Source organism: Leifsonella bigeumensis (assembly GCF_039537265.1).
Lineage (GTDB): Bacteria > Actinomycetota > Actinomycetes > Actinomycetales > Microbacteriaceae > Terrimesophilobacter > Terrimesophilobacter bigeumensis.
Genome location: NZ_BAABAE010000004.1, coordinates 69,234 through 90,537 on the forward strand (window position 1 = coordinate 69,234; position 21,304 = coordinate 90,537).

Annotated in this window: 21 protein-coding genes; 9 read left to right on the plus strand and 12 right to left on the minus strand. The window is 68.0% G+C overall.

The features are described from left to right. Positions 1-57: 57 nt before the first annotated feature. From dapE to ABD678_RS12740, 3 genes are all read left to right on the plus strand, one after another. Entirely contained in the window at positions 58-1,131 is a 1,074-nt protein-coding gene (dapE, locus tag ABD678_RS12730) for a succinyl-diaminopimelate desuccinylase (RefSeq protein WP_344757346.1), read from the plus strand. Continuing rightward, positions 1,113-2,360: a hypothetical protein gene (locus tag ABD678_RS12735; protein WP_344757348.1), complete on the plus strand. Its 1,248-nt coding sequence runs from the start codon at positions 1,113-1,115 to the stop codon at positions 2,358-2,360. Before dapE ends, ABD678_RS12735 begins: the two co-directional genes overlap by 19 nt. 69 nt (positions 2,361-2,429) lie before the next feature. After that, entirely contained in the window at positions 2,430-2,606 is a 177-nt protein-coding gene (locus ABD678_RS12740) for a DUF3117 domain-containing protein (protein ID WP_092108645.1), read from the plus strand. A 9-nt stretch (positions 2,607-2,615) separates the two neighbouring features. Here the strand turns inward: ABD678_RS12740 and ABD678_RS12745 are convergent, their stop codons facing one another. Together ABD678_RS12745 and ABD678_RS12750 are read right to left on the minus strand one after the other, a co-directional pair. Then, on the minus strand, positions 2,616-3,068 hold the full coding sequence (locus tag ABD678_RS12745) for an NUDIX hydrolase (protein ID WP_344757358.1): 453 nt from the start codon (positions 3,066-3,068) through the stop codon (positions 2,616-2,618). Positions 3,069-3,071: 3 nt separating this feature from the next. Further along, positions 3,072-3,704, minus strand: coding sequence for an O-methyltransferase (locus ABD678_RS12750; protein WP_344757360.1), 633 nt, complete (start codon positions 3,702-3,704; stop codon positions 3,072-3,074). A 62-nt stretch (positions 3,705-3,766) separates the two neighbouring features. Between ABD678_RS12750 and ABD678_RS12755 the strand changes: the two genes are divergently transcribed. Then, positions 3,767-4,126, plus strand: coding sequence for a Sec-independent protein translocase family protein (locus ABD678_RS12755; RefSeq protein ID WP_344757362.1), 360 nt, complete (start codon positions 3,767-3,769; stop codon positions 4,124-4,126). On the opposite strand, the gene ABD678_RS12760 is transcribed toward ABD678_RS12755, so the two are convergent. Then, positions 4,123-5,673, minus strand: a complete 1,551-nt coding sequence (locus ABD678_RS12760; RefSeq protein ID WP_344757364.1) for a succinic semialdehyde dehydrogenase — start codon at positions 5,671-5,673, stop codon at positions 4,123-4,125. The genes ABD678_RS12755 and ABD678_RS12760 overlap by 4 nt on opposite strands. A 24-nt stretch (positions 5,674-5,697) precedes the next feature. On the opposite strand from ABD678_RS12760, the gene ABD678_RS12765 reads away from it, so the two are divergent. Together ABD678_RS12765 and ABD678_RS12770 are read left to right on the plus strand one after the other, a co-directional pair. Continuing rightward, the gene (locus ABD678_RS12765) at positions 5,698-7,059 is read left to right on the plus strand and encodes an MFS transporter (RefSeq protein WP_344757366.1); all 1,362 of its coding nucleotides are present in this window, start codon (positions 5,698-5,700) and stop codon (positions 7,057-7,059) included. Next, a complete protein-coding gene (locus ABD678_RS12770) occupies positions 7,056-8,582 on the plus strand; it encodes a pyridoxal phosphate-dependent decarboxylase family protein (RefSeq protein ID WP_344757368.1) in 1,527 nt (508 codons plus the stop codon). The genes ABD678_RS12765 and ABD678_RS12770 overlap by 4 nt, the downstream gene beginning before the upstream one ends. 54 nt (positions 8,583-8,636) lie before the next feature. Here the strand turns inward: ABD678_RS12770 and ABD678_RS12775 are convergent, their stop codons facing one another. The 6 genes from ABD678_RS12775 to ABD678_RS12800 form a co-directional block, all read right to left on the minus strand. After that, the gene (locus tag ABD678_RS12775; RefSeq protein WP_344757370.1) at positions 8,637-9,407 is read right to left on the minus strand and encodes an amino acid ABC transporter ATP-binding protein; all 771 of its coding nucleotides are present in this window, start codon (positions 9,405-9,407) and stop codon (positions 8,637-8,639) included. Next, complete coding sequence (locus ABD678_RS12780) at positions 9,404-10,336, minus strand: amino acid ABC transporter permease (protein ID WP_344757372.1); 933 nt, start codon at positions 10,334-10,336, stop codon at positions 9,404-9,406. Before ABD678_RS12780 ends, ABD678_RS12775 begins: the two co-directional genes overlap by 4 nt. A 46-nt stretch (positions 10,337-10,382) precedes the next feature. Continuing rightward, positions 10,383-11,261 (minus strand): transporter substrate-binding domain-containing protein, encoded by an 879-nt coding sequence (locus tag ABD678_RS12785; RefSeq protein ID WP_344757374.1) that lies wholly within the window; start codon positions 11,259-11,261, stop codon positions 10,383-10,385. A gap of 325 nt (positions 11,262-11,586) precedes the next feature. Next, complete coding sequence (locus ABD678_RS12790) at positions 11,587-12,426, minus strand: IclR family transcriptional regulator (RefSeq protein ID WP_344757376.1); 840 nt, start codon at positions 12,424-12,426, stop codon at positions 11,587-11,589. Positions 12,427-12,428: 2 nt separating this feature from the next. Then, on the minus strand, positions 12,429-13,706 hold the full coding sequence (locus tag ABD678_RS12795) for an amidohydrolase family protein (RefSeq protein WP_344757378.1): 1,278 nt from the start codon (positions 13,704-13,706) through the stop codon (positions 12,429-12,431). Continuing rightward, positions 13,703-15,298, minus strand: a complete 1,596-nt coding sequence (locus ABD678_RS12800; RefSeq protein WP_344757380.1) for an AMP-binding protein — start codon at positions 15,296-15,298, stop codon at positions 13,703-13,705. Before ABD678_RS12800 ends, ABD678_RS12795 begins: the two co-directional genes overlap by 4 nt. Before the next feature lie 140 nt (positions 15,299-15,438). Here ABD678_RS12800 and ABD678_RS12805 point away from each other — a divergent pair, with 140 nt between their 5' ends. The 3 genes from ABD678_RS12805 to ABD678_RS12815 are packed head-to-tail and all read left to right on the plus strand — an operon-like array spanning position 15,439 to position 18,372. Further along, on the plus strand, positions 15,439-16,593 hold the full coding sequence (locus ABD678_RS12805) for an acetyl-CoA acetyltransferase (protein WP_344757382.1): 1,155 nt from the start codon (positions 15,439-15,441) through the stop codon (positions 16,591-16,593). After that, positions 16,586-17,020: a Zn-ribbon domain-containing OB-fold protein gene (locus ABD678_RS12810; protein ID WP_344757384.1), complete on the plus strand. Its 435-nt coding sequence runs from the start codon at positions 16,586-16,588 to the stop codon at positions 17,018-17,020. Before ABD678_RS12805 ends, ABD678_RS12810 begins: the two co-directional genes overlap by 8 nt. Next, a complete protein-coding gene (locus ABD678_RS12815) occupies positions 17,017-18,372 on the plus strand; it encodes a M20/M25/M40 family metallo-hydrolase (protein WP_344757386.1) in 1,356 nt (451 codons plus the stop codon). Before ABD678_RS12810 ends, ABD678_RS12815 begins: the two co-directional genes overlap by 4 nt. Here ABD678_RS12815 and ABD678_RS12820 read toward each other — a convergent pair. The 3 genes from ABD678_RS12820 to ABD678_RS12830 are packed head-to-tail and all read right to left on the minus strand — an operon-like array spanning position 18,357 to position 21,241. After that, entirely contained in the window at positions 18,357-19,424 is a 1,068-nt protein-coding gene (locus ABD678_RS12820; RefSeq protein WP_344757388.1) for a P-loop NTPase, read from the minus strand. The two genes, ABD678_RS12815 and ABD678_RS12820, sit on opposite strands and share 16 nt — an antisense overlap. Next, positions 19,417-19,923: a DUF1003 domain-containing protein gene (locus ABD678_RS12825; protein WP_344757390.1), complete on the minus strand. Its 507-nt coding sequence runs from the start codon at positions 19,921-19,923 to the stop codon at positions 19,417-19,419. The genes ABD678_RS12820 and ABD678_RS12825 overlap by 8 nt, the downstream gene beginning before the upstream one ends. Then, the gene (locus tag ABD678_RS12830; protein WP_344757392.1) at positions 19,907-21,241 is read right to left on the minus strand and encodes a magnesium transporter MgtE N-terminal domain-containing protein; all 1,335 of its coding nucleotides are present in this window, start codon (positions 21,239-21,241) and stop codon (positions 19,907-19,909) included. The genes ABD678_RS12825 and ABD678_RS12830 overlap by 17 nt, the downstream gene beginning before the upstream one ends. Positions 21,242-21,304 lie beyond the last annotated feature (63 nt).

Below are 21,304 nucleotides of genomic sequence, written 5' to 3' on the forward strand. Positions count from 1 at the left end.
CAAGGGTATCGGGCCGCGGGTGACAGTTACCGGGGACGGGGTCGATAGGCTTGCGGGGTGCCGAGCCTCGACCTGACCGCGTCCTCGATCGAGCTGACGAGGGCGCTGTGCGACATCGAATCCGTGTCTGGCAATGAGAGGGCGCTCGCCGACGCGATCGAGGCTGCGCTGGCCGGATGCGCACACCTCGAACTCGTGCGCGACGGCGACGCGATCGTGGCCAGGACGAACCTCGGTCGCTCCCACCGCGTCGTCATCGCCGGGCACATCGACACCGTCCCGGTCAATGGCAACCTCCCCACCCGCTTCGAGGGTGAAGACCTCGTGGGTCGCGGCACGGTCGACATGAAGGCGGGCGTCGCGGTCCAGCTCAAGCTCGCTGCGGAGCTCACCGAGCCCACGGTCGACGTGACCTGGATCTGGTACGACCACGAGGAGGTCGCCGCCGACCTCAACGGGCTCGGGCGGCTCGCCCGCAACCGCCCCGACCTGCTCACCGGCGACTTCGCGATCCTCGGCGAACCGACGAACGCTCTCGTCGAGGGCGGATGCAACGGCACCCTCCGCGTCGACGTCACGACGAGTGGGCTCCGCGCGCACTCCGCCCGCTCCTGGGTCGGCCGCAATGCGATTCACGGGGCGGCCCCCATCCTCGAGATTCTCGCCGCTTACACCCCGCGCGAGGTCGAGGTCGACGGGCTCGTGTACCGGGAGTCCCTCAACGCTGTCGGTATCTCCGGCGGGGTCGCGGGCAACGTCATCCCGGATGAGTGCACGGTCGCCATCAATTACCGTTTCGCCCCGAGCAGCTCTGGCGAGCAGGCCATCGAGCATGTGCGCACACTGTTCGCCGACATCCCGGACTCGCAGTTCACGGTCGTCGACCTCGCGGAGGGTGCATGGCCCGGCCTCGACGCCCCGCTCGCGCAGGAGTTCCTCGCGGCGGTCGGCGGCACCGCGATGCCGAAGTACGGCTGGACGGATGTCGCCCGGTTCTCTGCGCTCGGCATCCCCGCGGTGAACTACGGCCCCGGCGACCCGCTCCTCGCCCACGCAGACGACGAGCGCGTCGACACCGCGCAGATCACCGAGTGCGAGCGGGGACTGAGGGCGTGGCTGACCGGGCCGTGAGCCGGTCGGGCTCGAACCAGCCGAGCCTCGCAGGACAGCCCCTGGGAAAGCGGGTGAGAATCCGCTACCGGATGACCCCATGGTGGCTCCGGGTCATCGTAGTGTGGGCGCTCTCGCGCGTTGTGACGACCGGGATCCTGCTCTGGTTCGCCGCGCGCCAGCCGGTGAACGCGTGGACGGGCGCGCATCCGGACTACCTGTCCTTCGCCCAGCTGTGGGACAGCACCTGGTACCACATCGTCGCGGCGTCCGGGTATCCGTCGGTACTTCCCCTCACCGCGGATGGGCATGTCGGCGAGAACGCCTGGGCGTTCATGCCCGGCTACCCGCTGCTGGTGCGCGGTCTCATGGTGATCACCGGGCTGCCGTGGGCGCCGGTATCGGTGTTCGTCTCGGTCGCGTTCTCGCTCGCGGCGGCACTCGTGGTCTACCGGATGTTCCGGCTCGTGCTGCCGGGGGAGACGGCGCTCTTCGCGGTCGTGCTGTTCTGTATCGGCCCGCTCTCGCCGATCCTGCAGGTCTCCTACGCCGAATCGATGCACGCCTTCCTGCTCGCCCTCGCGCTGTGGCTGCTCCTGCAGAGGCGCTATGTCGCGCTCATTCCGGTCATCGCCGTCATGGCGCTCACTCGGCCGAGCGGGCTCGCCTTCGCGCTCGCGCTCGGCCTGCACATCATCCACCGTTTGGTGACGCGTGCGCGCGACCCGTTCCCGGTATGGGAGCGCGTCCTTGCGGCCGGTGTCGCCGTGTTCAGCGGCCTCATGGGGCTCGCCTGGCCTTTCCTGGCCTGGATGGTGACCGGCTCGTTGACCGCCTACACCGACACCGAGCTGGCCTGGCGCGTTCCCTACCTCGGCTACCGGGAACTCGTCCCGTTCACGCCGTGGTTGCAGGGCGCAAGGTTCTGGATGCCGGGGCCGCTCGGGATCCTTCGGCTCGTTCTCGTCGTCGCCGGTTTCTTCGCCTTCCTGTTCACGCCGTGGGCGCGCCGCATCGGTGTGACCCTGCGTATCTGGGTCGCCGGCTACGGGATCTACCTTCTCGCGGTGTTCTTTCCCCAGTCGAGCACCTTCCGCCTCCTCATCCCGATGTTCCCGCTCGCCGGGGCGCTCGCACAGCCGCGTTCCCGCTGGTATCGGGTGCTTCTCGTGGTGCTGTTCGTCGCCGGCCAGTGGGTGTGGAGCTACTACTGCTGGTGGGTCGACGGCTACGACTGGACGCCGCCGTAGACAGTGCGGTTTTCGGGACGCGTGCAAATGCGGGATAATGGATGGAGATTCCAGGAAAGGGGACCATTCATGGCAGCCATGAAGCCGAGGACCGGTGACGGGCCGATGGAGGCTGTTAAGGAGGGTCGACTCATCATCGTGCGCGTACCGCTCGAAGGCGGCGGACGCCTCGTCGTGTCGGTGAACGACGCCGAAGCGAAGGAACTCCACGACGCCCTCGCGGGAGTGGTCGCCGCCGCGAAGTAGCGTGGCGGGCTAGAACCCGAACGTCACGACGGGCGGCAACGTTCCTGCGTGCCATAGGTCGAGCACGTGCTTCTCGTGCGGAACGACCGGATGCGGGAGCGCGTCGAGCGCGAACCATCCGAGGTCGGCGGCCTTGTCTGCCTCGAGGAGGCGCGGCTCGCCTTCCCAGTTGCGGCACTCGAAGAAGAAGTCGACGCGTTCGTCGATGGCGCGATGGTTGCCCTGGGTGCGATGCATCGCGGTAAGCGGTGTCAGGTCCTCCTGCCGGATGACGACCCCGAGTTCCTCGAGCGCCTCCCGGCAGGCGGCCTTGAGTACCGATTCACCCTCCTCGACGTGGCCGGCGGCGGCTGCGGCCCAGTGCCCGTCCATGAAGCCGGTGCCCTCGCGCAACTGGAGCAGGATATCCTCGCCGCGCCGGAAGAACAGGTAGGCGGCCGGAACCACCTGGAAGCGGTCCACCCGCTACTCCTCGACCCTGGTGAGCTGCAGCAGCCCGTCGCCGACGGGGGAGAGCGCGCTGATGACCGCATCCGAGGCGGAGAGCTCACGCAGGAGGCTGCGGTAGCCGGCGACGACATCGTCGCGGTACGCCGGGTCGGCGACATGGCCGCGCCAGAGGGCGTGGGCTACGACGACGACCCCGCCTACGCGCACGAGCCTCAGCCCGTGTTCGACGTACTCGATGACCGAGTGCGGGTCGGCGTCGATGAGCACGACGTCGTAGGCATTCTCGTTCATACGCGGGAGCACGTCGCGCGCGCGGCCGGCGATGAGCCGCACATGGTTCGCCGGGACGCCCGCGTCGAGGAACGACTTGCGGGCGTACTGCTGGTAGTCGGCCTCGATGTCGATCGAGGTGAGGGTCGCCTGCGGCGCCCCCGCGAGCATCCACAGGCCGCTGACCCCCGCGCCCGTGCCGATCTCGATGATGTTGGTGGCCACGGTCGCCGCGGTGAGCACGGCGAGCTGGGCGCCCATGGCGGGGGTGATCGGCTCGATGCCCAGCTCGAGCGAGTGGGCGCGCGCCTGCGCGAGGTCGTCGTTCTCGACGACGAACTCTTCGGCGTGCTTCCAGTCGGATTCTTTGCCTGCCACGATGCTCCTTAGCCTCCTCAACTCTAGAGCCGATCGGCTCCAGAACGGGTTAGTCTGAACTGGTGTTCGGGTTGACCTTCGAGAAGCTCCTGGTGATCGGGATCCTCGCGGTGTTCCTGCTCGGTCCTGAGCGGCTGCCCTACTACGCCTCGCAACTGGCCCGCCTGGTCAAGAACCTCAAGAAGATGGCGGACGGCGCCAAGGACCGGATGCGCGAAGAAATGGGTCCCGACTTCGACGAGGTCGACTGGAAGAAGCTCGATCCCCGGCAGTACGACCCGCGGCGCATCATCCGGGAGGCGCTCACCGAGGAGGTCGCGACGGCCTCAGCACCGCCGATCGCCGACTCCGCCTACGCCAAGCGCAAGCGTCGCCTCGAGGAGGAGGGCAAGCAGGCGCCCTTCGACGCCGAGGCCACCTAACGCCGGCGGAGCGCCTTGAGCGTCCGCAGCAGAAGAAGCAGCGGGCCGCCGAGCTTCGCGAACTCGCTGCCGACACGCGGCAGGGTGAGCAGCCCGGTCGTCTCGGCGATCGTGCGCGGCTCCGCGAAGCGCAGGATGCCCTCCGGTCCGTTCCGCCGCCCCAGTCCCGACTTCTTCATCCCGCCCATGGGGGCATCCACCGCCGAGAAGGTCGCACGATAGCCCTCGTTGATGTTGACGCTCCCTGCGTCGATCGTTGAGGCCACCTCTCGAGCCCTGCGCCGGGAGCCGCTGAACACGGCGGCGTTGAGCCCGTACTCCGAGTCGTTCGTGGCGAGCACGGCCTCCTCCACGGAGTCGACGACGGAGATCGCCACGACGGGACCGAAAGTCTCGTTGCCGAAGCACTCCATGGCATCCGTCACCCCGGTGAGCACGGTCGGCTCGTAGAACAGCGGGCCGAGGTCGGGGCGCGCCGCGCCCCCGGCGAGCACCGTCGCGCCCTTGGCCACCGCATCCTTCACGTGGGCCTGCGTGTTCTCCAGTTGGCTGGGAAGAGTGAGGGAGCCGACATCCGTCGAATAGTCGAACGCGGCACCCTGCACGAGCGCCTTCGTCTGCCTGACGAACTCGGCCGTGAAGGCATCGGCGACAGGCCGTTGCACATAGATGCGCTCGATCGAGACGCACATCTGCCCCATGGAGGAGAAGCAGGCGTACACCGCCGAACGCGCCGCCTTGACCGGGTCGACGTCGTCGAGCACGATCATCGGGTTCTTACCGCCGAGTTCGAGCGAGGCGCCGCGCAGCGCCGTCGCCGCCCGGATGCCGACCTGGGTTCCCGTCGCCGTCGACCCGGTGAAGCTCAGATAGTCCGAAACATCATTGACCGCGTTGCCGATCACGGCGCCGTCACCCGTGACGATCGCCCAGAGGTCGGCCGGAATGCCCGCGTCGATGAAGGCACGGCGAACGGCGAGGATTGTGAGCGCGCTCTGGTTGTCGGCTTTCTGCAGGACGGCGTTCCCTGCGGCGAGCGCGGGGACGACATCCATGGCGGCGAGACTCAGCGGAAAGTTCCACGGAGTGATGACCCCGACAAGGCCCTTCGGCCGATACCCCACGCGGGTTTGAACCACGAGCGGGATGGTCGACCTGCGTCGCCGCGTCTTCAGGATGCGCCGGGCCGACAACGCGTAGTAGCGGGTGACCGAGGCGGACTGGAAGACCTCCTCGAAGGCCTGCCCGCGGGTCTTGCCGGTCTCCGTCTGGGCGGTGTCGAGCAGGGCCTCGCGCCGCTCCAGGAGGAGGTCGTGGGCCTTCAGCAGCACCCTGCGCCGGTGCGCGAAGCCCGCCGCCTGCCAGCCCAGCTGGGCGAGCCGCGCGCGGTCGGCGGCGGCAGCGACATCCTCGACCGTGCTGTACGGCAGGTCGTGGAGCTTCTCGCCGGTGAACGGCGCAGTGACCGGCACGTGGGTCGATCGGGACGAACTGAGATCGCCGACGAGGTCATCGATGACCTCGCGCGGCAGGAATGTACCGGGCATGCTGCCAACGCTACACTCTGGTGAATGACCGCAACGGAGCGCTCGAACGCCACCACCCGACTCCCGAACCGCACCATCGCGAGCTACGCCATCGGCTCACTCGGCACGGGCGGTTTCGCCACGCTGCCGGGTCTCGTGCTCGTCTACTATCTCACCGACACGCTCGGGGTGACGGCGCTGGTCGCAGGCATCCTCGTGACGGCGGCCAAGGTGTGGGATGTCGTGATCGACCCGGTCATCGGCGGGCGAAGCGACCGCGACCTCGCCCGCACCGGATCGCGCCGGCGGTTCATGGTGCTCGGCGCCATTCTGCTCCCGGTGTTCTTCATCCTGACCTTCGCCGTACCGGCCGGGATGCCGCCGCTCGTCGCGGGCGGGTGGGTGCTCGTCGCCTTCGTGCTCGCCGCCACCGCGTTCAGTCTCTTCCAGGTGCCCTACATCGCGCTGCCGGCCGAACTCTCCCAGGACTATGACGAGCGCACCCGCCTGCTCACCTGGCGCGTCGTCGTGCTCACCTTCGCGATCCTGCTCTTCGGGGCCGGTGGCCCCGCATTGCGGAGCCTCGGCGGTGGGAGCACGTTCCTCGGCTACCTGCTCATGGCGGTCGTCGCAGGGCTCGTGATCGGCACGGGAATGTTCGCCTCGAGTTTCGTCGCGAAGAAGGGTCTCGTTCCCGCTGTTGCGGAGAAGCCGGCCTCGATCCGCGAGAACTACGCGGCGGGTTTCCGCACCCTGAAGCGCAGCCAGCCGTTCCGCGCCCTCCTGGCGACATTCCTCCTGCAGGGGCTCGCGACGGGGCTCATGCTTGCGGGTGCCCAATACGTCGCGACCTGGGTGCTGAAGAGCGAGGATGCCGTGACGTTCCTCTTCATCGCCCTCATCGCACCGGCCCTCCTCGCAGCGCCGCTCTGGGGCAGGATCGCGAACCGGATCGGCAAGGAGCGCGGGTTCGTCTGGGCGAGCATCATCTTCGGGCTCGCCGCGCTCAGCCTCCTCGGCCTGCTGTGGGCGCCCGGCGCCTGGGTCTACCTGCCGGTCGCCGTCGCCGGAGCGGCCTACGCAGGTATGCAGTCGCTGCCCATGGCGATGCTGCCCGACGTGATCTCCGACGACGCGGTCGCCCATGGCGATGGCCAGGCCGGCACCTTCGGCGGCATGTGGACCGCGGGGGAGACGACGGGAATGGCCCTCGGGGCGACGGTCCTCACGATCGTGCTCGCGATCGCCGGGTACGCCGAGTCGACCGCGGGCGTCGAGGTCGTGCAGTCGTCCGCCGCGATCGCCGGAATCGTGCTGAGCTTCAGCGTCGTCCCGGCCGCGATCCTCGGCCTGAGCCTCGTGACCCTCGCGCGCTACCGGCTGCGGAAGAACACGATCGGCCGATGATGTTCCAGCAGGAGCCGGCCGACATCCTCGCGCGCCTGCAGGGGCTGCGCGACGCCGATGCTCCGACCCACGGCGGTCACGTGCTCTCCTACGTGTACGACAGCGGTCTCGCCGGGCTCGACGAACTCGCGGCGGCGGCCATCCGGATGGTGCAGCCGGTCAACGGGCTCGACCCGACGACGTTCACTTCGGTCGCGACCATGGAGCGCGAGGTGTTGGACTTCGCGCGGCGCGTGCTCCACGGGGACGGGGACGTCGTCGGCACCGTCACGAGCGGCGGCACCGAGAGCTGCCTGCTCGCGGTCAAGACGGCGCGCGACAACTGGCGCGCCGCGCATCCGGATGCCGGCGTGCCGCGCCTGCTCGCACCCGTCACGGCGCATGCGGCATTCCAGAAGGCTGCACACTACTTCGGACTCGCACTTGACCTCGTACCGGTTGGTGCGGAGGGAATATGTGACGCACCTGCCATGATCGAGCGCATGGGTGAGGATGTCGCCCTCGTCGTCGTCTCGGCCCCGAGCTATCCGTACGCCGCGCTCGACCCGATCGTCGTAGTCGCGGCGGCGGCGGCAGAGCGCGGCATAGCTTGCCACGTCGACGCCTGCATCGGCGGATGGGTCCTTCCGTGGCTGGACGATGTCGCACCCTGGGACTTCCGGGTTACTGGCGTCACGGGCGTGAGCGCCGATCTGCATAAGTTCGGATACGCGCCGAAGGGCGCCTCGGTGCTGCTGCAGCGCGGCCGCGACCGGCAGCGCGCCCAGTACTTCGCGACGACCCGCTGGCCGGGGTATCCGGTGGTGAACCCGACGATGCTCGGATCGAAGTCGGCGGGGGCGCTCGCGGCGAGCTGGGCGATCATTCGGGCACTCGGGGAAGACGGTTACGCCGAGCTCGCAGCGAGCTGTGCGCGGTCGACGGCGGCTTTGCGTGCCGTGGTCGGCGGCATCGAAGGCCTGCGCGTGGTCGGGAACCCGGTCGGGCCGCTCTTCGCGGTCGCGACCGACGAGAGCGTGTCGGCCGAGCGCCGGGTCGACCCGCACCATTGGGCCGACCAGGTGCGCACGCACGGGTTCCTGCTGCAGTTGCAGCCCGGTCTGCTCCAGCCCAACGGCGTGCGTCTGCCGTCGACGACCCACCTCACGATCACGCCGGTTACCGAGGCGGTGCTGCCGGAGCTCTCCGCCGCACTGCGCGCCGCAGCGGACGAGGTGCGTGGGGTGCCGGCCGTCTCCGCGGCCGATGTGCTGGCTGCGTTGCCGGCCGAGGCGCTCGGCGCGCTGCAGCATCCGGATGCCGCCCCGCTCGACTCGCAGACCGCCTGGTCGCTGCTCGGCTCGATCGGGCTCGCACCGACCGGGGCGGGTGCCCCCTCGGGCGCGGTGGATGCGGAATCGGCTGGGAGCGCTGCCGCCCTGCCTGACCGGCTCGCGCCGTTCCTGGCTCTCGTCGAGGCGCTGCCTGCGCCGCTCACCGAGCGCCTGCTGACCGAACTGCTAGCTCGACTCATCGAGCCGTAACGCATCTCGAGCGACGGGTCCCGATCGCCACGCCCCGGGACGAGCGGGATCGAATCACACGAGGGTCTTGCGCATGAACTCCTGAGTTCGAAGCTCGCGGGCGTGATCGAAGACGTCCGCAGGGGTTCCCTGCTCCAGAATGACGCCGTCATGCATGAACACGGCACGGTCCGCCGCGGCACGCGCGAATCCCAACTCGTGGGTCACGACGAGCATCGTGGCGCCGCTCTCGGCCAGGGCGCTCATGACGTCGGTGACCTCGCCGACGTTCTCCGGATCCAGGGCGGAGGTCGGCTCATCGAAGAGCAGCACGGCCGGTTCGAGTGCGAGTGCGCGCGCGATCGCCACGCGCTGCTGCTGGCCGCCGGAGAGCTGCCGCGGGTAGGCATCGGCCCGATCCTGCAGCCCGACGCGTGTGAGGAGCGCCATGCCCCGTTCCTTCGCATCGCTCTTGGACAGGTGAAGGACCGACCGCGGTCCGTCCGCGATGTTCTCGAGCACGGTCCAGTGCGGGAAGAGGTTGAAGTTCTGGAAGACCATCCCGACCTTCCTGCGCTGCACGGCCATCTGGCTCTCGGTCAGCCGACGCAGCGCTCCGTTCCGCTCCCTTCGATAGCCCATGATCTCGCCGTCGAGCCAGACCGACCCTCCGGTGGGGATCTCGAGGCAGTTCACACACCTCAGAAGAGTCGACTTTCCCGATCCGGAGGAGCCGAGGATGGCGACGGTCTCGCCCATCCGCACTTCCAGATCGATTCCCTTCAGAACCTCGACGCCGGAGAACTGCTTGCGCAGCGCGTTGATGCGCAGGACCGGTTCATTCATGATTCGCTTCCCCGGGTCAGATTGATGCTTCTGTTGACGGCCCGTCGATCGAAGAATCGACCGATCATGGATGCGCTGCCGTTGCGACTGGCCCCGCGTCCGTAATGGCGCTCGATGAAGAACTGCACGCCGTTGAGCACGGTCGTGATGAAGAGATACCAGAGGCTGGCGACGATGAGCAGGGGTATCGTCTGATAGGTCTGGCTGTAGATCTCCTGCACGGAGAAGAGCAGCTCTGCGCCTCCGATGACGCTCACGAGCGACGTGCCCTTGGCCATGCCGATGATGGCGCTGAATGTCGGGGGGACGATGAAGCGCATGGCCTGCGGAAGCTGGATCCGGAAGAACAGCCGCGCCGGCTTCATGCCGAGCGCCTTCGCCGCCTCCACTTGGCCCTCGTCGACGGACAGGAGCCCACCGCGGTAGATCTCGGCCTGGTAGGCGGCCTCATGCAGGCCGAGTCCGACGATGGCGGCGAGCAAGGGCGTGACGAGCTCGTTCGACTCGGCCGAGAAGAAGGTCGGGCCGAACGGTATCCCGATGCTCACCACGGGGACGAGGAGTCCGATGTTGAACCAGAAGATCAGTTGCACGAGTTGAGGGGTGCCGCGAAAGAACCAGATGTAGGCCGACGCCAGCACCCGGAGCACCACGTTGTCGGACATGCGGCACACCACGAGGATGCCGCCGAGAACGAGCCCGATCGCCATCGCCGTCGCCGTCAGGAAGAGCGTCATGACCACGCCCTGGAGCACGGTCTCGCTGTTCAGGTACGTCGCGACGACGTCCCACTCGAAGTTGGGATTGGTCAGGAGCAGCTGTACGAGCCATGCGCCGAAGACCAAGGCGATAGCGGTGATCACCCAGGTCCACGGACGGCGCGGCGAACGTGCTTCAGCTACGTCGACGGCGGCGTCTTGGTGGGACACGACGGGTTCTTCCACTTCGGGCTGAGTTCTCGACGGCATCGCCACGTTACTTGGTGGGGTTGTCGGCGAGCCAGTCGGCGTAGAGGTTCACGCCCGGCTTCTCGATGATCTCGCTGTCCAGACCCCACTTCTTCATGATCTTAACGTAGTCGCCGTTGTCGAAGAGGATCTGGAAGCTGTCGAGCAGCGGCTGCGTCAGGTCCGATCCCTTCGGGAGCAGCGCGCCCATGAACTGTCCGGCGAAACCGTTGTCATACTCATCGCCGACCACTTCCAGCTCGCCCTTGGACTCCTTCGCCGCGTGGAAGAGCGACGCCCCTCCGGTGAAGAAGGCGTCGGCCCGCCCCGATCGCACCGCCAGGATCCCGTCGGGAACGGTCTTGATGCCCAGGACATCCAGATCCTGGCCGGTCTCCTGGCACTTCGCCGCCTGGGCCTCGGCCACCTTGTAGGTCGCCGCGTTGACGAGAGCCGCGACGGTGACGCCGCACAGGTCGTCCATGCTGGTGACGTTCGCCGGGTTGCCCTTCTTCACGAGGAAGGGCACGACCTCTTTGAGCACGTCCACGAACTCCGCGCCGGGGCGCTCGCGCGGACCTCCGACCGAGTCGGCATAGGGGAAGAAGCCGAAGGCGTACCGCTTCGCGCTGATCGACGCGAACGCCCCGGAGATGTCGGGTATCGCGACGACCTCGACGTCGACTCCCATGATCTCGCCCACCTTCTGCATGAGCTCGGCGCCGGCGCCGGTGTACTCCTCGGCCTTTCCGGGAGTCGTCACCCACCAGGGCGGGTTTGCACCGCTGATCACGACGGTGAGCGAGCCATCATCCTGGATGTCCTGGGGAAGCGCGTCGTGGATGCTCTGAACCATTTCGGAGGGATCCGGATCCGCCGGCTTCTCCGCAGCGCTGCAGCCGGTCATCAGAGTTGCCGATAGCAGTATGCAGAGGGTTGTCGCGATTGGGGTGCGCTTCATCGTCGTTGCTCCATTGCTTCAGTCGGTCGAGTAGACCTCGACGGGTCGTGGGTGAAATGCGATGCGCGAGGCATCCGGTATTGCTGTCTTCACCATCAGGTTGGCCCTGAGCGTAGCACAAGATGTATCACTAGACAGACATTATCTCTAATCAATGATTAGGAGATATACACACGGCGTGCTGGGACAGTCATGGGGGACCGGCGCGGCAGCAACCGGCGGCCTCGCCGAAATCGCCCTCGAGGGGGTCGCTCGCTCGAGCGACATGACCCTAGAACGCAGGCTGGTATCCCAGTGTGACCGAGATCCGCCCCGCGGCGGCGAGGACCAGATCCCGCCAGACGGTCTCCAGATTTCCGGCGACGCGCGACATCGCACCGCCGACGACGAGCGCGGCGACCATCTGCCCCGAATGGTCGTAGACCGGCGCGGCGACCGCTCCGGCTCCGGCGTCTACCTCGCCGAGACTGAGGCTGAACCCGCGTCGGCGGATGTCCTCGAGCTGGGCCCTCAGCTCCGTCTCGTCGGTGATGGTGTACTCGGTGAAGGCCGGGCCCTTATGGCGGAGCACCTGCGCCAGTCGCTGCTCGTCCTGACCGGCCAGCAGCATCTTCTGCCCGGCGCCGGCGTACAGCGGGCGCTTGTCACCGACGTCGACCGAGATGCGGAGATAGTAGGTGCTCTCGATCCTGGCGATGCAGATCGCCTCGTTGCCGACCGGAGCCAGCAGGTAGACCGTCTCCTGGGTCTGTTCCTGGAGCGACTCCAGTTCGGCCTGGGCGGCGGCGCGCAGCGCCTCGATCGGCTTGGCCGCCTGCTCGCCCAGCGTCAGCAACCGGGTGCCCACGCGGTAATGATCCCCGACCCGTTGGAGGAAGCCACGGGACTCGAGAGTCTTGATGAGCCGGAAGGCCTTGTTCCTGGTGAGGCCGATCCGCCTGGCGAGATCGGCGACGCGCAGCTCCCGCTGACCGTGCTCGAATTCGAGCATGATGTCCAGCGCGGCGGCGACCGGTCCGACCATGTAATCGGTCGCGGGACCGTTAGCGGTTCCGCCGGACCCCTTTTTCACCGGATCGGCCGGTTCCTCTGCCGCTTCGGAAGGTGTCATGCTCACGCAGTCGACTCCACGAGACGGCCTCCGGAGGCATCGCTGGCCGGCGGGAGCGATCCGTACATGAGCTCGCCTCCCTTCATCACCGCTCCGAGGTGACTGCGGTCCTGGAGGATGCGAATGTCCTCGTATGGGTCGCTCTTCAGGATCAGAAGGTCGGCGAACTTGCCCGCCGCGATCGTCCCGACATCCTTCTCCATTCCCATGCACTGGCTCGAGGCATCTGTGGCGACAGAGATCGCCTGGGCCTCGCTCAGCCCAGCTGCGACGAGGAGCTCGAGTTCCATTCCGGTGCGGCCATAGCCGTGCCGGTTGTTGGTGTCGGTGCCTGCGGCGATGCGGACCCCCAGACGGACCGCTCGCGCGATGCTCTCCTGGTGGCGTTCCGGCATCTTCGCGGTATGGGCGCGAACACTCTCCGGCGACAGGGTGCTGTGCCACGTCGAGATGCACATTGTTGGAACATACCATGTGCCGCGTTCAGCCATCTCGATGGCACATTCCTCCGACAGGTAGGTACCGTGCTCGATGGTGTCCACCCCCGCGCGCACCGCCATCAGTGCCCCGGGATCGCCATGCGCATGGCAGCAGACGGGGACGCCTTCGAGATGGGCCTCGTCGACGATCGCCGCGAGCTCCTCCTGGGTGAAGAGCGGCCGGTGGGGTCTACGGGCCGGGAACGTCATGCTCCCCGTCATCGCGATCTTGATGACATCGGCTCCCATCCTCAGTACTTCCCTCACCTTGGCCCGTGCGGCGACCGGTCCGTCGCACCAGGGCAGTGGCAGTCCGGGGAGAGACTCGAACCTGCCGCGGGCGGTGATGGCGCCACCGGATACCGGATGGTGGTCCATCAGGGAGTTCGTTGGCGACACGATGATCAAGGAGGTCTGCATCCTCGGGCCGGGGATGACCCCTTGGTCGATCGCCTGGACGAAGCCGCGCTCGAGGCCGCCCAGATCGCGTGCTGTGGTCACCCCCGACTCGAGGGTCTCCTTCAGGGCGCTCACCGTCCGGGACATCAGGAGCCCGAGGGGCTCGGGATGGGTCACCAGGCTCTGTGCCCATGGCGCATGATGCATGTGGCAGTCGATGAGGCCGGGCATGATGGTCGCGCCGCCGACATCCACCACCCGCGCTGTGGCCGGCGGTGCCTGCTCATCGAGGATCTCGGCTATCCGCTCGCCGTGGATGATGACCGTGGCCCGTTCGCGGACCGGGCCGCCCGTCCCGTCGATGAGTCGGCCGTTCACGAGGGCGAGGGGCTGGTTCGTCATGACGCGTTCTCGTCTTTCAATCGGGGGCTCGGGGCGGGCGATCCGCGACGGCTTCTGGCGCGGGCCAGCTGAGACCGGCGCACCTTCCCCGAGTCGTCGCGGAATCCGACCGAGACGAACTCGAAGGTCTTCGGGACCTTGTAGGGCACAAGCCGTTCACGACAGAACGCCCGGATGTCCTCAGGGTCGGGTGCGGCCGCGGGGTCCGTCGGCAGGAGGATGGCGTAGACCTGCTTGCCCCACTCGTCGTCGTCGACGCCGACGACGACGGCATCCGCTATGTCCGGGTGCTCGGAGAGCACCCCCTCCACCTCGGCCGGATAGACGTTCGCACCGCCGGTGACGATGAGGTCCACGCGACGGTCGGCGAGGTAGAGGTACCCCTCGTCATCCACCCACCCGAGGTCGCCCAGCGAGACGAGCCCGTCCGGGGTCTTCTCGGGCGGCTCGGCGCCAAGATAGCGGAAGGTCATCGGTCCGCCTTCCGGCCCGGTGAAGATCTCGCCGACCTCGCCCGGGGGCAACGGGTTCCCTGAGCCGTCGAGAATGGCCAGCCTGGTGTCGACGGGGCGGCCGAGACTGCCGGGGCGATCCAGCCATTCATCTCCGCGGATGGCGACCACCCCTGTCCCCTCTGCACCGCCGTAGCAGTCGTACTGACGCACAGGGTCGACGAGCTCGAGCCATACGCGCTTGGTCCAGGCCGGGCAGACCGCTCCGCTGTGGTAGAACGCCTCGATGCTGGAGAAGTCTCGGTCCATGACATCCGGCAGGCGGGCGATGCGTTGCATGACGATGGGAACCATGCCGAGGAAGGTGACCCGATGGCGTTCGATGACATCGACGGCGAGCGCGGCGTCGAACTTCTCGAGCAGGATCACGGTATGGCCCTCGAAGAGCCCGTTGTGCGTGAGGCTGAAGGCGATGTTGTGGTAAAGCCTGCCCGTGACGAGTTGAACCTGGTCGGCCCGCAGCCCGAAGCTGTGGAGTGAGCTGCCCCGGCCGGGCGTCTTCTGCCACACCCGATCGTCGAGGATGATCTTCGGTCGCCCCGTCGAGCCCCCCGAGCAGATCGCCTTGCCGGGCTTCGCGTCGATCGTGGGGAGAGGGCTGTCGTCGAAGTCCTCCAGGTCGGGAAACCGGTCGAGGCCGAGGTCGTCGTCATACTGTCCCTGATGCTCGACCAGGGTGACGGTGGGGCGCCAGGAGTCGCTTACCGCGAGGATCTCGCGACGTTCGCGGTCCGGCAGCTGCGGCGAGAGCGGGAGTGTGCATGCACCCAGCCTCCAGGCGGCGATGGCGGCCACAATGTGCTCGGGGCGGGTCGGGAGGCAGATCGCCAGCAGCGACTCCGCGCCGACGCCGTGACGGGCGAGGGCTCGGGCCATCTGATTGGCCTTCCGGTCCAGCTCCGCCCAGGTCACTCGACGCTCGCTGCCATCTGGCGCGACGAAGATCAGTGCAGCCCGCGTCGGCCGGTTGCGCGCGAAATCGGCGACCCTCTGCGCATACGGTATCGGTGCAAGATCGGTCGTCGAGTCCTCCCGGCCCTTTGCGCGGTCTGCATCGAGCCCGGTCACCGTGTCCGACATTGTGCTCTCATCTCCGTAATCGGCTCAGCCAGTTGGGTGAGGATGTCATCCGAACTGTATCGCTAGATAGACAGCTAGTCTATATGGTGGTTAGATTATCCCTGTCGAACCCACCGGCCTCGCCAAAGGAGCTCGTACCGATGTCGATGACCGAAACAGGCCGTGAGGTCTACATCTCCGGGGTCGCCGAGGCCCCGCTCGGGGAGGTGAGAGACCACTCCGAGCTGTCCATGATCGCCCTGGCCGCGCGTGAGGCTTTAGCCGAGGCCGGGCTGCGTCTGTCGGATGTCGACGGGCTCTTCGTCAACTACATGGGCGAGGAGGGTTCGGTCCAGGTCGGCGAATACCTCGGGATCCAGCCGAGCTACGCCGACTCCTCGGATCTGGGTGGCGCGGCCTTCGTCGCATTCCTCGGCCATGCCTCGGCCGCCCTGCAGACCGGCCGGTGCAAGGTCGCGCTCGTGGTGTACGCCTCGCGGCAACGCACACGGGCCAGCCGCAGGCTCAACCACTGGAACGACAAGGCGGTGTCGCCCCAGTTCGAGCAGCCGTTCGGTCTGCCCGCCCCCCTCGGTCAATTCGGCCTGCTGGCAGCACGGCACCAATACGAGTACGGGACGACCTCCGAACAGCTGGCCTCGGTCGCCGTCGCGGCCAGGCAGTGGGCCCGACTCAACCCCAAGGCCTGGTCGCGCGACCCCCTGACCGTCGAGGACGTGCTCGCCTCCAGGATGATCTGCGAGCCCCTTCACCGTCTGGATTGCTGCCTGGTGACAGATGGCGGCGGCGCCATCGTCCTGACCACCGCCGATCGCGCGCGCGACGCGGCGCGTGTGCCGATCCACGTGGCGGGAACCGGCGAGAGCCATCGTCAATGGCATATCCCGCAGCTCCCGGGCCTGTCTTCCTCGCCCGGTGCGGCCGCCGCGGAGACCGCTCTGCATCGGGCAGGAGTGACGCCCGCCGACATCGACGTCTTCGAGCCCTACGACGCCTCGACGATCAGCGTCCTCCTGGCGTTGGAGGATGTCGGCTTCTGTTCCCGGGGCGAGGCGGGCCGCTTCGTGGAGGCGGGCAATCTCGGCCCGGCCGGGAGTCTGCCTTCGATGACCTCCGGCGGCGGCCTCTCCTACTGTCATCCAGGCGCCCTCGGCCTTCTCCTGGTCGTCGAGGCGGTGCGGCAGCTGCGGGGAGAGGCCGGTCCGCGGCAGGTTCCGGATGCCCGAATCGGCCTCGTGCACGGCATCGGTGGACTGTTCTCGACGGCGGCGACGGCGGTGCTCGTCCGTGACTGACGGCATCGGGAACATCGTCGACCGGACCGATCCGACGACCGAGTCCTTTTGGGCCTCGGCACGCAAGGGGAAGCTGCTCATCCAACGGTGCCGGACCTGCTCGCGGTATCAGTTCTATCCGCGACCGTTCTGCCTCGTCTGCGAGAGCGATGAGATCGATGAGGTCCCAGCCAGCGGCTTGGGCACGGTCTACTCGCGAACCACGGTCCACCTGGACGCCGCCCCGGAACTCGACCTTCGACCTCCCTACCTCGTCGCGATCGTCGAGCTCGATGAGGGGCCTCGCCTCCTCAGCAATCTGACGAGCGACGCCTGCCGGATCGGCACCCGGGTGCAGGTTTCCTGGCGCTCTCGCGGCGAGCAACCCCCGGTGCCGGTATTCGGCCCGCTGCCCGGTGCGCCCGAGGCGGGGCAGCGGGCGTCGTGACCGAGTTGACGGATGTCTACTCCCGGATCGACGAGGGTTTCGACGATGCCCTCGACGATCTCGCTGCCCTGGTCCGGATCGCCGGCGTCAGCGCGGAGCCGACAGGCGAGCTGGCACGCTGCGCCGAGGCGGTGCGGCAGTGCATGATCCGCAGTGGGCTGGATGCGCGTCTGATCGACGGATACGGCCCCAGCGCGGTCTATGGGGAGCGGATCGTGGACCCGGGCAGGCCGACAGTGCTCCTCTACGGTCACTACGACGTCCAGCCCGCCGAGGCGACCGATGGCTGGCTGAGCCCGCCGTTCGAGCCCGTCATCCGCGAGGGACGGATGTACGGGCGCGGATCCAGCGACAACAAGGGCCAGCACCTCGCCCAGCTCTGGGCGATCCGGGCGTTTCTCGCCGCGCGCGGGGAGCTGCCGGTCAACGTCAAGGTGCTCATCGAGGGGGAGGAGGAGGTCGGGAGTCCGCATCTGGCCGAACTCGTGCGTGCGCACCGGGAGCTCCTCCACGCCGACGTCGCGATCACCTCGGACGGCCCCGTCCACCGAAGCGGCACGCCTCAGCTGGTGCTCGGGACCCGCGGTCAGCTCGGGATCGAGCTGCGTGCCCGCGGCGCGAATCAGGATGCCCACTCCGGCAGCCTGGGCGGGCTGCTTCCGGACCCGGCCGCGGATCTGGTCCGGGCGCTCTCCTCATTGTGGGACCGAAGCGGACGGGTCGCCGTGGCAGGCTTCTACGATGCGGTGCGGCCCCCCACGGAGGCCGAGCGCGAGAACCTGGCGCGGCTCCCGCTGAATCTGCGCGATCACCTGGACGCCTACGGCATTGCGGAGCTGCCGCCGCCGCTGGGGCCGAACTATTACGAGCGGCTGATGCTGCAGCCGACCCTGACGATCACCGGTCTGACCAGCGGGTACACCGGTCCCGGCATGAAGACCGTCATCGCGAGCGAAGCGGCGGCCAGGATCGACATGCGACTGGTGCCGGATCAGGACCCCGATGAGCTGTTCGCTCTCCTGCGCGAGCACTTCGCGCGAAACGGCCGATCGGTCGAGACGGTGAGGCTCAGTTCCGTCCCGCCGTCGAGGACCTCGGCCGACGATCCCGTTATCCCGCTGATCGCCGGGGCCGTGTCACAGGCTGTTGGTCAGGAGCCCTTCGTCGTGCCGAGTCTGGGAGGATCGCTGCCCAACTTCGCGTTCACCGACATCCTGGCCATTCCCTCGGTGCTGGTTCCCTACGCCAATCCGGATCAGAGCAATCACGCGGAGAACGAGAATTTCGAGCTGCGCCGCTTTAGGGACGGAATGAGGATCTGCGCGACCCTGATGGATCACCTCGCGGGTTGAAGGAGTCGCTGAGCGAGGGCGAGGATGGCAGCTGCGGCGGGGTCCTCCGGGTGGGAGAGCACGACGGGCTCGCCGGTGTCACCGCCCTCGCGCAGGGCGAGACTGAGCGGGATCGAGGCGAGGAGCGGCACGTCGAGCCGCGCCGCGGCATCCGCCCCTCCGCCCGTGCCGAACAGCTCGAGCACCGTGCCGTCGGCCTGCGGAAGCCCTGCCATGTTCTCGACGACGCCGATGACCCGCTGGCCGGTTTTGCGCGCGACGAGACCGCTGCGCTCGGCGACATCCGCGGCCGCGGTCTGCGGCGTCGTCACGACGACGACCTGAGCATGCGGCAACAGCTGCCCGACCGAGATCGCGACGTCTCCGGTGCCAGGCGGCAGGTCGAGCAGCAGGATGTCGAGCTCATCGAAGTAGACCTCGCTCAGGAACTGCTTGATCGTGCGATGCAGCATGGGTCCGCGCCAGGAGACCGCGGTAGCCGGCCCCGGCAGGAACATCCCGATCGAGATGACTTTCACCCCGAAGCCGATGGGCGGCAGCATGAGCTCGCCGACCCGGGTCGGCTTCTCCTCAGAGACGCCGAGGAGGCCGGGGATCGAGAAGCCGAAGACATCCGCGTCGACGATGCCGACCTTCAGCCCCTTCGCCGCGAGCGCGACCCCGAGGTTCGCCGTGATCGTCGACTTGCCGACCCCGCCCTTGCCGCTCGTGATCGCGAAGATGCGCGTCGGCGTCTCCGGCCCGAACTGCACTTCGCGCCGACGCGCGCCCTGCAGCCGTTCGGTGAGGGCGGTGCGCTCCGCGACGCTCATGACCGCGACATTCACCTCCACCTCCTCGACCCCCGGTACGGAGCCGGCCGCCTCACGAACATCCCGCTCGATGCGGTCGGCGGCCGGGCATCCGACGATCGTGAGCTTGATGCCGATCGTTGCGCGGCCATCCGCGAACTCCACCGAGTCGATCATGCCGAGGTCGGCGATAGGGCGGCGGATCTCGGGGTCGATGACGGTCGCCAGAGCACGATCCAGTTCGGAACGGAGGTCAGTCAACCGTTTCGCTCTTCTTGTCCCGGTCGAGCTCCTCGAGCAGGGAGCGCAGCTCGGCGCGGATGAAGTCCTTGCTCGCCAGATCCTTGACGACCAGGCGCAGGGCGACCACCTCCCGCGCGAGGTACTCGGTGTCGGCGAGATTGCGCTCCGCCCGCTGGCGGTCCTGCTCGATCTGCACGCGGTCGCGGTCGTCCTGGCGGTTCTGGGCGAGCAGGATGAGCGGGGCGGCATAGGACGCCTGCAGCGACAGGATGAGAGTGAGGGCGGTGAATCCGAGCGCGGCGGAGTCGAAGCGCCAGCCGTCCGGGGCCATGACGTTGTAGGTGATCCAGAGCGCGCAGAACACGGTGAGGACGAACAGGAACCATGGTGTTCCCATGGCGCGGGCGATGCTCTCGGTGAACCGGCCGAACCGGTCGCTCGGCTCGCCCAGCCGGGGGACGAAAGAAGTGCGCAGGCCCTTCGGCGAATCGAGTCGTGCGTCAACTCTTCGAGCCATGGGTCTTCCCCCTTCCCGAAGCCGCAGCAGTGGTGGTGACGATCTCGAGAGGACTCGTGTCGGCGCGCAGGAGCTTCGCCGGCTCGTCCTCGTCGTGGCTTCGCCAGTCGTCGGGGAGCAGGTAGTCGAGGATGTCGTCGACCGTGACGACGCCGACCAGGCGATGGTTCTCGTCGACGACGGGCACCGAGACGAGGTCGTAGCTCGCGAGGATGCGGCTGACCTCGGCCGCCGAGGTGTCAGCCGGTACCGGGTCGAGCTTCTGGTCGAGCAGGGTGCCGAGGCGCTCCATGGGCGGGTAGCGCAGCATCTGCTGGAAATGCACCATCCCGAGGAAGCGCCCGGTCGGCGGCTCGTAGGGCGGCAGGGTGACGCACACCGCGGCCCCGAGCGCGGGGGCGAGATCCTGGCGGCGGATGAGCGCGAGCGCCTCCGCGACGGTCGTGTCGGCCGGGACGATGACCGGCTCCGTGGTCATGAGGCCGCCCGCGGTGTCCGGGGCGTAGGCGAGGAGCATCCGGACGTCCTCGGCCTCCTCCGGCTGCATGAGCTCGAGCAGGGTCTCGCCACGCTCTTCGGTCAACTGGGCGATGAGGTCGGCGGCGTCATCCGGCTGCATCTGGTCGAGCACGTCTGCAGCTCGGTCGTCCTCGAGGTGCTCGAGGATCTCGACCTGCTCGCTCTCCGGCATCTCCTCGAGCACGTCGGCGAGGCGTTCGTCGCTCAACTCCTCCGCAACCTCGAGCCTGCGCTCATCCGGGAGGTCGAGGAGGGCGTTGGCGAGGTCGGCAGGCAGCAGGTCCTCATAGGTGGCCAGCAGGTGACGGGCCGACTGCGGGTCGTCGTTCGAGCTCTCCGTGACGTCCGCCCACGGGGCGAACACGGTGTGACCCTTCGCGAAGGGGGATGCGCTCGTCTTGGGGCGCCGGAGGAACAACTCGCGGACCTCCCACTCGCCCTGCGCGTTCTGCTCGATCGCGACATCCTCTATCGTCGCGCTGCCGGAGCCGTCGACGAAGGTGACGACCCGGCCGAGCATCTCGGCGATCACCCGCACCTCGCCGCCGCGCTGCTCGAAGCGACGGAGGTTGATGAGGCCGGTCGTGATGATCTGGCCGCTGCCGATGCTCGTGACCCGGCCGATCGAGAGGAAAATGCGGCGCCGGCCGGGAACCTCGACGACGAGACCCACGACACGCGGTGAATCCTTTCGCCGGTAGACGACGAGCACGTCGCGAACGCGGCCGACCCGATCCCCCGCGGGGTCGAAAACGGCGCACCCGGCCAGGCGGGCGACGAAGACCTTCGCAGCGCTCACGCTACAACCCTAGCCTCCGCATGCGAGAATGAGCCGGTGAGCAATCAGAGCGGATTTTCGAGT